Source organism: Nocardia sp. NPDC005746 (assembly GCF_040630785.1).
Classification (GTDB): domain Bacteria; phylum Actinomycetota; class Actinomycetes; order Mycobacteriales; family Mycobacteriaceae; genus Nocardia.
Genome location: NZ_JBEXYE010000001.1, coordinates 804,962 through 815,568 on the forward strand (window position 1 = coordinate 804,962; position 10,607 = coordinate 815,568).

At 65.7% G+C, this 10,607-nt stretch carries 4 protein-coding genes; 2 read left to right on the forward strand and 2 right to left on the reverse strand.

The features are described 5' to 3' along the window. Window positions 1-324: 324 nt before the first annotated feature. On the forward strand, window positions 325-6,336 hold the full coding sequence (locus ABZ412_RS03715) for an SDR family NAD(P)-dependent oxidoreductase (RefSeq protein ID WP_357275826.1): 6,012 nt from the start codon (window positions 325-327) through the stop codon (window positions 6,334-6,336). Window positions 6,337-6,349: 13 nt separating this feature from the next. Further along, window positions 6,350-7,873, forward strand: a complete 1,524-nt coding sequence (locus tag ABZ412_RS03720; RefSeq protein WP_357275828.1) for an NAD(P)/FAD-dependent oxidoreductase — start codon at window positions 6,350-6,352, stop codon at window positions 7,871-7,873. A gap of 14 nt (window positions 7,874-7,887) precedes the next feature. Here ABZ412_RS03720 and ABZ412_RS03725 read toward each other — a convergent pair whose 3' ends face one another. Then, a complete protein-coding gene (locus ABZ412_RS03725) occupies window positions 7,888-9,420 on the reverse strand; it encodes an NAD(P)/FAD-dependent oxidoreductase (RefSeq protein WP_357275830.1) in 1,533 nt (510 codons plus the stop codon). Then, window positions 9,417-10,364 carry a methyltransferase domain-containing protein gene (locus tag ABZ412_RS03730; protein WP_357275833.1) on the reverse strand — a complete coding sequence of 316 codons (948 nt, stop codon included), beginning with the start codon at window positions 10,362-10,364 and terminating at the stop codon, window positions 9,417-9,419. The genes ABZ412_RS03725 and ABZ412_RS03730 overlap by 4 nt, the downstream gene beginning before the upstream one ends. Between the last annotated feature and the right edge of the window lie 243 nt (window positions 10,365-10,607).

The following is a 10,607-nucleotide window of genomic DNA, read 5'->3' on the forward strand; positions in this document are numbered from 1 at the left end:
GGCAAGGACGTGGGAGTGGGAATTGCGGACCACTCGCCGACGTGATGCGTATTCATGAATTCCCCCGGATGTCTCGACCAGCCCTCGTCGCCAGCATGCCATGGCTACCTGGCGTCGTCCATCACTTGACTAGAACGTGTTCTTGCGAAAGGCTGGCAGCCACTGCGAGTCAGTTCGAGTGGGGTGGGTGGATGGTGAAGGCTCGAATTGTGCTGTACACCAAGCCATTGCGCGATGTATCGATGGCAGGCTTCGGCAGCGAGTTCGGTATACCCACGTCTTCAACTGGATCGGGTTCTAGTTGTCTGGATTAGGGGTTCCGCAATGGTTGACCAGCAGAAGCTGCAACATCTCCTGCGACGCGTCACCGCCGAGCTCCAGGAAACCAGGGCCAAGCTGCGGGAGCTGACGGAGCTGAACTCGGAGCCCGTAGCGATCGTGGGCATGGGGTGTCGTTATCCGGGCGGGGTGGGTTCGCCGGATGACCTGTGGCGCCTGCTGGTCGAGGGCCGGGATGCGGTGTCGGCGTGGCCGTCCGATCGTGGGTGGGATCAGTCGGGTCTGTACTCCCCGGAGCCGGGTGTCGCGGGCAAGTCGTACGTGCGGGAGGGCGGGTTCCTCGACGACGCGGGCGAGTTCGACGCCGGGTTCTTCGGGATCAGTCCGCGCGAGGCACTGGAGATGGACCCGCAACAGCGCTTGATGCTGGAAACCGTGTGGGAGGCCCTCGAGCATGCCGGGATCCGGCCGGAGACGTTGCGGGGCAGCGATACCGGTGTCTATGTCGGTGTGATCGACCAGGGCTACGGCGCCGGCGCCGATACCGGCGACGGCGGCTACGGGTTGACGGGTGTGGCGTCGAGCGTGGTGTCGGGTCGGGTGTCGTATGTGCTGGGGCTGGAAGGGCCTGCGGTGTCGGTGGATACGGCGTGTTCGTCGAGTCTGGTGGCGTTGCATCAGGCGGTGACTGCGTTGCGTACGGGGGAGTGTTCGCTGGCGCTGGCCGGTGGGGTGGCGGTGATGGCGACACCGGAGTCGTTCGTGGAATTCTCGCGGCAGCGGGGTTTGGCGGCGGATGGCCGGTGTAAACCGTTCGCGGAGGCGGCCGATGGGACGGGGTGGGGTGAGGGCGTCGGTGTGCTTGTGCTGGAACGCTTGTCGGACGCGCGCCGCAACCGGCATCGGGTGCTGGCGGTGGTGCGGGGTAGCGCGGTCAATCAGGACGGCGCCTCGAACGGGTTGACCGCGCCGAACGGGCCTTCCCAGCAGCGGGTGATCCGGCGGGCGTTGGCGAATGCCGGGTTGTCGGTCGGCGGGGTGGATGTGGTGGAGGCGCACGGCACCGGCACCACGCTGGGTGATCCGATCGAGGCGCAGGCGTTGCTGGCGACTTACGGTCAGCGTGATCGTGGTCAGGAGCCGTTGTGGCTGGGTTCGGTGAAGTCCAATATCGGGCACACCCAGGCGGCGGCGGGCATGGCCGGGCTGATCAAGATGGTGCAGGCGTTGCGTTTCGGGGTGTTGCCCGCGACGTTGCACGTGGATGAGCCGTCTACGCACGTGGATTGGTCATCGGGGCATGTGGATCTGCTGACCGCGGAGCGGGATTGGCCGGTGGTGGATCGGCCGCGCCGGGCGGCGGTGTCGGCGTTCGGCGTCAGTGGCACGAATGCGCATGTGATCCTCGAGCAGGCGCCGGAACCGGAATCGGCGACCGAACCGGTGGCCGGTGCCGGCGGGGACGGGTCGGCGGCGTGGGTGGTGTCGGGCCGGACACCGCAGGCACTGGCGGGACAGGCGCGGCGGCTGCGGGATCTCGTGGCCGGTGACCCGTCGCTGAACGTGCGTGACGTGGCGCGGTCGCTGGTGTCCCAGCGGTCGCGGTTCGACCACCGCGCGGTGGTGGTCGGTGTGGATCGTGACCAGCTGCTCGCGGGGCTGACCGCGCTGTCGGAGCAGACGCCGAGGCCCGGTGTGGTGACGGGTGTCGTTGGAGCGCGACGCAAGACGGTGCTGGTGTTCCCCGGCCAGGGAGCTCAATGGCTGGGCATGGGAAAACAGCTGGTGGACTGTTCGCCGGTGTTCGCTCGAAAAATGGCCGAGTGTGATGCCGCGTTCTCGCCGCTGGTGGATTGGTCGTTGTCCGACGTGCTCGCGGGTGCGGACGGAGCGCCGTCGCTGGAGCGCGTCGACGTGATTCAACCGGTGCTCTTCGCGGTGATGGTGTCGCTGGCCGAGCTGTGGCGCTCGGCCGGTGTCGTTCCGGATGCCGTCGTGGGTCATTCACAAGGCGAGATAGCCGCGGCGTACGTCGCCGGGGCCCTGTCCCTCGAGGATGCCGCTCGGGTAGTGGTGCTGCGGTCGGCCGCGCTGAATGCCGTGGCCGGGCAGGGTGGAATGGTCTCGGTGTCCCTGCCGGTCGACCGGGTCACCTCGCTGCTGGCCGGATACGGCGAATTGTCGGTGGCCGCGGTCAACGGCCCGCGGGCAACGGTGGTGTCCGGTGTGGCGGCGCAGCTCGAGACCTTTCTGGAAGCCTGTGCGCGCGACGACATTCATGCCCGCCGGATCCCGGTGGACTACGCCTCGCATTCGCCGCAGGTCGACATGCTCCGCGAACCGCTGCTGAAGGCGCTGGCCGAACTTCGGCCCGGATCGTCGCACCTGGCGTTCTGGTCCAGCGTGACCGGCGGCGTACTGGACGGCGCCGAGTTGGACGCGGACTACTGGTTCCGGAATCTGCGGGAACCGGTGCGTTTCCAACCAGCGGTTCAAGCCCTGCTGGAGGACGGGTACGACGTCTTCGTCGAGGCCAGTCCGCATCCGCTGCTGACGGTCGGTATCGAGCAGACGTGTGACCTGCCGGCGGGTGCGAATCCCGTGACCGTGGTGGGTTCGCTGCGACGTGACGACGGGGGCCTGGACGGTTTCCTGCGGTCGGCGGCGCAGTTGGAAGTGTCCGGCGTGGCGGTTGATTGGGAGGCGTTGCTGGGACCTGCGCATGGGGCAGGGGTGTCGTTGCCGACGTACGCGTTTCAGCGGCGCAGGTATTGGCTGGACGGAGCCTCGACTCGTGGCGATGCGTCGTCGTTGGGGCTGTCGGCAACAGGTCATCCGTTACTGGGGGCGGTGGTGCAGTCCCCGGACGGTGACGGTGTCGTGCTGACGGGTCGAGTCGGCCTGGCGACCCATCCGTGGCTGGCCGAGCGTGCCGTGGACGGGGTTGCGCTGTTCCCGGAGACCGCTTACCTGGAGTTGGTGCTGCGTGCGGCCGAGGAAGTCGGATGTGCGCTGGTGCGGGATCTGACGTTGCTGAATCCGCTTGTGCTGCACGACGAGGTCGGGACGCAAGTGCAGGTAGTGGTGGAAGGCGCCGACGAACTCGGCTACCGGTCGGTGTCGGTGTATTCCCGTGCCGAGACCGCCGACGGCAGGTGGGTTCCGCACGCACAGGGTGTGCTGGGTATCGAGGGTGAGCCGGACGCGGCCGCGGGGTGGGCGGTGTGGCCGCCCGCCGGCGCGGTCGCCGTGCCCGGGGGAGGTCCGCGGTCGGTATGGCGGTGCGGTGCGGACCTTTTCGTAGAGGTCGAGGCGCCCCCGACGCTCACCGATGTGTCGCGGTTCGGGGTGCATCCCGCTCTGCTGGAGTCGATGCTGCACGGACAGTTCGTCGATGCCGAACCCGTTGCGGGGCAGATGAAGTCGCCAGTCCGCTGGCAGGGAGTGACGCTGCACGCGACCGGAGCCACACTGCTGCGGGCGCGCATCACTCCGGTCTCGGGGCAGGTGGATACGGTGTCGATCCGGGTCGCCGATGCGGCAGGACGGTTGGTGCTCTCCGCGCGATCCTTGACCGTGCGGGAAGCGGCTTCCGCGCAGCCGGAGGCCTTCTCGGTCCGCGACGGGTTGCACGGCGTGCGGTGGACACCTCTGGCGACACCGGACACCCCGCCTGTCGATGCCGAAACCATCAGCAATGCCGAGGTTTTCGGTAGCCGAGTGCAGAACGCGGCGGTGCCCGTTCCCTCGGTGGTCGTATTCGATCGCGGCGTGGACGAAGCCGGTGCCGACGACGATGTACCGAGCCGTGTCCGCCCTGCGACGCACGAGACGTTGAGTGTGTTGCAGGCCTGGCTGGGTGAGTCGCGGTGTGCGGCGAGCACGCTGGTCGTGGTCACTCGCGGAGCAGTCGGCCCCGCTGGGCACGATGTCACCGATTTGGCGGGTACGGCGGTCTGGGGTCTGGTGGGTTCGGCGCGGTCGGAGGCTCCGGGTCGTGTGGTCCTCGTCGACACCGACACCGACGAGCTGACCGCCGAAGCGCTTGCGGCGGTGCTCGTTTCAGGCGAGCCCCAGGCCGTGATCCGGGCCGGGGTCGTGCACGGAGCCCGATTGGCCCGACTGCCTGTCGGGCGACGGTCGGTATCGGACACCTTTGGCGTGGTGTCGGCGGGGACGGTGCTGGTCACCGGTGGCACCGGCGGTTTGGGTGCGGCGTTGGCCCGGCATCTGGTGACGAACCATGGTGTGCGGTCGCTGGTATTGGCGAGTCGTCGTGGCACGGCCGCGCCGGGAGCGGCGCTGTTGGCGACGGGGCTGGGTGAGCTGGGCGCTCAGGTGCGGATCGTGGCCTGTGATGTCGCGACTCGCGATGGGGTGGCCGAGTTGCTGGCGGCGGTGCCCGAGCAGTTCCCGCTGACGGGTGTGGTGCATGCGGCGGGTGTGCTCGATGACGGTGTGATCACGTCACTGACACCGGACCGGATGGACACGGTGTTGGCGGCGAAGGCCGACGCCGCCTGGTATCTGCACAAGGCCACGAGCCATATGGATTTGCCGATGTTCGTGTTCTATTCGTCGGTGGCGGGCGTACTGGGACTGGCGGGGCAGGGCAACTACGCGGCCGCGAATGTGTTCCTGGACGGTTTGGCCGAGCATCGGCGTGCGAATGGCTCGGTCGCGACGTCGATCGCGTGGGGCTGGTGGGCTTCCGCCACCGGGATGACCGGACATCTCGCCGATACCGACACCGCTCGATTGGGTCGTGGCGGGTTGTCACCCATGTCGACCGAGCAGGGATTGGCACTATTCGACGCCGCGATCGTTCAGGACCGTGCCGCGGTGGTCGCGTCGCCGCTGGATCGCGCGGTGCTGGATGCGCAGGTCAGGGCTGGGACATTGATCCCGCTGCTGCGGGGATCGGTATCGAGCGCGCGACGTCGTTCGGTGGTGGAGCCGTCGCGGGAGCCGGGAGCTGTTCTGCGGGAGCGGGTGTCGGCGATGGCGGATGCCGAGCGATTGCCGACGCTGTTGGGCGTGGTGCGAGAGCAGATGGCGGTCGTGCTGGGCCATGACGGTCTCGACGCGATCGATCCGGACCGCAACTTCCGGGAGTTGGGTTTCGATTCGCTGGCCGCGGTCGAGGCGCGGAACCGGCTCAATGCGCTCACGGGACTGCGACTGCCCGCGACCCTGATCTTCGACCATCCGACACCGGCCGCCGTCGCCCGGCACATACTGCGCGAACTGTTCGGGGCGGATGCGGAGACCGTGGCGGAAGAATCCGCCTCGGAGACCGTTGTCGGTGTCATCCGGCAGGCCGTCGCAGGCAACAAGTTCAAGCGCGGTCTGGCGTTCTTGCGAGCAGCCGCGAAACTCCGTCCGGTGTTCGACCGAGTCGCCGAGGGAATGCCGAGCGGAATCGGAATCAGTGGCGGGCATGTCCTGCCGCACTTGGTATTCGTCAATTCCCCCGAATTCCTCGGCGGGTCCGTTCAGTACGCGCAGTACGCCGCCGATCTGGGCGGTAGCCACCGTGTCTCGGCTATCCCGCTGTCCGGATACGACCCGGATGAGCCGCTTCCCGCATCGCTCGATGCCGCTGTCGACAGCATCGTCCAGGCGATCCTCGACACGGTGGGCCAGGACGAGTTCGTCCTCGGCGGTTACTCGGTAGGCGGAAACATCGCCCACGCGGCGGCGACTCGGCTGGTGGAGCAAGGAAATACCCGGCTGCACGGCCTGGTCATCCTCGACGGCTTCATCGACCGAGAATTGGATGAAGGCCGGCTGAACGCGCGCGGGCACCACATGCTCGAGCTGGCCGCCACGATCCCCGACCGCGCCGGCCTGACCACCGCACGGTTGACCGCGTTCGGCTGGTGGTTCGACTTGGCGATGCGGCTCGAACACAAGCCCGTTGACCTTCCGACGCTTGTCGTCGACACCGCGGATGCCGATCACGCCGCGCTGAGCGGTGCCAAGGCCCGAGAAGCGGCGCAGCTGACAGCTCAATGGCTCACGCAGCTGACCGCCGACACCCGACCTATTCAGTAAGGGACATGCACACATGGGTACTACGACAACGCAACCCGATCACGAGATCGTGGTGATCGGTGCCGGACCCGGCGGTATCGCGGCGGGCGCGCTGCTCACACGCGCGGGAATCGAAGAGTTCACCATCCTGGAACGCGCCGGCGAGGTCGGCGGCAGTTGGCGCGACAATACCTACCCCGGGATCAGTGTCGATGTACCCGCGCTCACCTACCAGTATTCGTTCGCGCGCAAGGCCGATTGGCCGACGCTGTTCCCGGCGGGCGCCGAGGTGCAGGAGTATCACCGGGACGTCGCTCGCCGCTACGGTCTCTATCGGCACCTGCGGTTCCACACCGAGATCGTCCGCGAAGTCTGGGACGAGACACACCGCCGCTGGGAGTTGCACACCGCTGACGACCAGATCATTACGGCCAGGTTCGTGATCAGCGCGGTCGGCGCCTTTCTGCGGCCCAAAGTCGATTGTGGCATCGAGGGTTTCGCTGACTTCGCCGGCAAGGTCCAATGCCCGGACGCCTGGGACCATGATTTCGACATGGCGGGCAAGCGCGTGGCCGTGGTCGGCACCGGCGCGAGTTCCGTGCAGATCACGCCCGCGATCGCGCCCGAAGTAGCTCATCTCGATGTCCACCAGCGGACGCCGGTGTGGTGCGTACCCAAACCCAATTACGCGGTCCCGCAATGGTTCCAGAACGCCTTGCGCGTGCCGGGCGTGGCAGCGGCCCAGCAGGGGATGATCTTGCTCGCGATGGAACCCATCGCCAGACTGGCCACCTATCTGCCCTTGAGACTGGTGAAACCGTTGATGGCCGCATTCGACGCCTTCGCCAAGCGGGTATACGGAGCCTATCTCCGTCGGGTCATCGACGATCCCGACACGGCCGCCGCACTGACACCCGACTACGGCCCCATGACCAAGCGGCTCACCCTGTCGACCGGATACCCGGCGGTGTTCAATCGCGACAATGTCCGCCTGGTCACCGACGGCATCGAGCGGTTCACCGAGCACGGCCTCCGGACCAGCGATGGCACCGAGCACAAATATGACGTCATCGTGCTGGCAACCGGCTATCAGATGCACACCGATCCGGAGAGTTACGCCGAAGGCGCCATCGTCGGGCGGGATGGATTCGATCTCGGTCGGTTCTTCCGCGCCAATGGCGTACAGGCCTATGAGGGCGTGGCCCTCCCCGGCCTGCCGAACCGCTGGATGCTGGTCGGGCCGTACTCGCTGGCCGATATCGGATGGCACGGGATGGTCGAAACGACCGCGTCACACGCTATTCGAGCGATCCGGGAGGCGAGACGCCGCGGAGCCTCGGTTGTCGAGGTGAGCGAACGTGCGCACGCCGCTCACCATGCCGAGATCCGCAAGCGCGGCCAGGTGCTTCGCTACTACATCAGCACGCTGAACAAGGGCATTCCGACCTACTACAGCAACTCACACGGTGACACTCCGTACTTCCGGCCCTCCGGTCTCCTCGAAACACGGTGGCGTGGACGCCATTTCCCGTTCACCGACTACCACTTCGGTCGGTGAACGGTGGGCTACGCCTACCGGCCCGCGAAGATGTAGTCGCCGAGGGGGAACGACTGTGCATCGGCTCGAGCTCGGCGTGTGCGTACCGGGCGGTAGAACACCGATTGTCCGTGATGGTTGATGTACTGCGTATTGGTCGAATCGCACGTGCCGCCCTCGAAGAGTGAGTTCGGAGTCAGGGCAGCGGTTTTGGCGGTCCACTCCTCGGCCGCTGCCTGTCGCACTTCGACGTCGATGGCATCGCGACGTTCGGCTTCGGCGAGGACGCGGCCTATATGGGTCGCGGCAACCTCCGCCGCGATATGGTAGGTACCGCCCGTCCAGCCATAGTCTCCGAACATGGTGAAGCTGTTCGGCATCCCGGGTACGGAGTAACCGTGGTAGGTCGATGTTCGCTGCTTCTCCAGGAATTCAGCCATATCGAACCCGTCGCGACCGGTCACCGGCCGGTCGCGATATATCTGCGGATCGTAGTAGAGCCGGAACCCGGTGGCGAGTACGAGTACATCGATTTCTCGCTCCGTTCCGTCGACCGTGCGGATACCGTTCTCGGTGATTCTCTCGATGGAGTCCGTGGTCAGATCGACGTTGTCTCGCAGGAAGGTCTGCAGATACGCGTTCGTCGGTGAGACCGGCTTGCATGGGAAGGTGTAAGTGGGCAGAAGCTTCGCGCGCAGTTCATCGTTCGGAATTTCGCGTCGATAGAATTCGTCGAGCCACTGTGTGACCATGCGCCCGATGCGTGGGGTGCGTTGGTAGTGCAGCACCCACATGACCGTCAGTGAGTACATCGAGTCGAGACTTTCGTGCAGCAGGCGTTGAACGCGAGGCACACGGCGGAACAACTCGTTGAGCCAGGGCGGCATTGCCGGATCCCATTTGGGCGTGACCCATATCGGCGTGCGCTGGTACACGGTGAGTTGGCCGGCCGCCGGCGCGATCTCCGGGATGATCTGGACCGCACTGGCTCCTGTTCCGATCACCGCGACGCGTTTGCCGGTCAGATCCACGCTGGTGTCCCAAGACGCCGGCTGCAGCACCGTTCCGCGGTAGTCGTCCAGTCCCTCGAGGTCCGGTGGCTTGATCTCGGGCAGCGGGCCGATGGCCGAGATCACGAAACGCGCTGTGACCCAGCGATCGTCGATTCGCAGTTTCCACAGCTTGTGTTCATCGTCCCAGCTGCGCGACTGTACCTCGCAATTCGGCCGCACGTGGGGCAGGAGGTTGTTCTCCTGATAGACCCGCTCGATGTAGGCCAGTACTTCGGGCCCCTTCGGAAAAAGCCGACTCCAGTTCGGATTCATATGATCCCGGTACTGGTACAGCTGAGCGGGTGTATCGACGCCGACTCCAGGGTACACATTACTCCGCCACGTCCCGCCCACACCGTCCAGGCGGTCGTAGATGACGAAGTCCTCGATGCCGAGGCGGCGAAGCTCCAGTGCCATGGTCAAACCACCGAATCCGGCCCCGATGATCGCCACCGAATGATCCGGTGCCACGGGGTTGTCCGGCGTCTCGGATGATGTCGCTTCTGGTGCCGTCACCGCGACAACCCTTCAATGTGTGGCTTGTCTGCGACAGCGACGATGTAGTCCAGCCAAGGGGCCCAGAACGAGGCGCCTTTTCGGCCGAAGAACCGCCGGATCAGCGGATTGATTCGCCTCATCTCCGGAAGCTCGAACCTGCGGCTGACATACTCGGTATATTGGGGGTATACGTGGTCGCGGATCGAATAGACTCGCACATTTTCGAAGCCGGCTGTCGCGAGCGCTTGGCGATATTCCTCCGCATTGGTGTTGTTCTTGCGGGCAGTCGTGAATATGCGGTGCACCAGAATGCGCTTGGTACGCGACCGCTTGACCTCGCTCGGAACGTGCTCATCTGCGAGCGGCACGACGTCCGCGGTCACCAACCGGCCGCCAGGTTCCAGGACTCGGAATGCTTCGTCGAAAAATCGTGGACGCGACGGGAAGTGGAGTGCTGATTCGAGCGCAGTCACTTTCGTTGCGGACGCATCGGATTGCGGTAGATCGTTTGCCGACCCGTGCATATACGTCACGACATCGCTGAGTCCCAATTCGGCGGCCCGCGCGGTCGAGATCTCGATCTGTTTCGCGGAGATGTTCACGCCTGTAATTTGTTTCGGGCCAAACTCTTTCGCCCAGAGAAAGTCTTGGTCGCCGAGTCCGCAACCGACGTCGACCACGACGTCATCGGACCCGATGCGGGCTTCGGTCGCTACCAGCCGAGCCAACGCCGCGCCCGCTTGATCGAAGTCTTGCGTACCGTCCTCCCAGTAGCCCAGGTTCAGAAACAGCGATTCCTCACCGAGCGAGTTGGGTGCAGTGACAATTCTGTCGTACACCAGACTGAATCGATTGGGAACCCTGGGCACGAAAAGCAAGGCCGCAAACCACCCCCATTCGCGAATCCACCGCACAGTGCGTCGGGCCGAGCTCTCGGAATCGCGAAATTCCATGACTGCCATCAATATTTCCCCTCCAGCCGCTGGCTCTCCCCGCCGCCAGGCGGGGCCGGTCGCCGATGCTAGCAGCCGGTCCACCCGGCCGTCGGATTATGGCGGCGGACCTCCTGGTCCGGAGAGAGTGGTCGCCTCCGCTGCGAAGTCCCTTGTCCGCCAAGCAACCTCGGGCCTATCGAAGGGCTGGACAAGGCCTCGCGCGTGGGGAGCGGCGGTGCGGTGACTGCTTGCATCGGACTGGAACGTGTT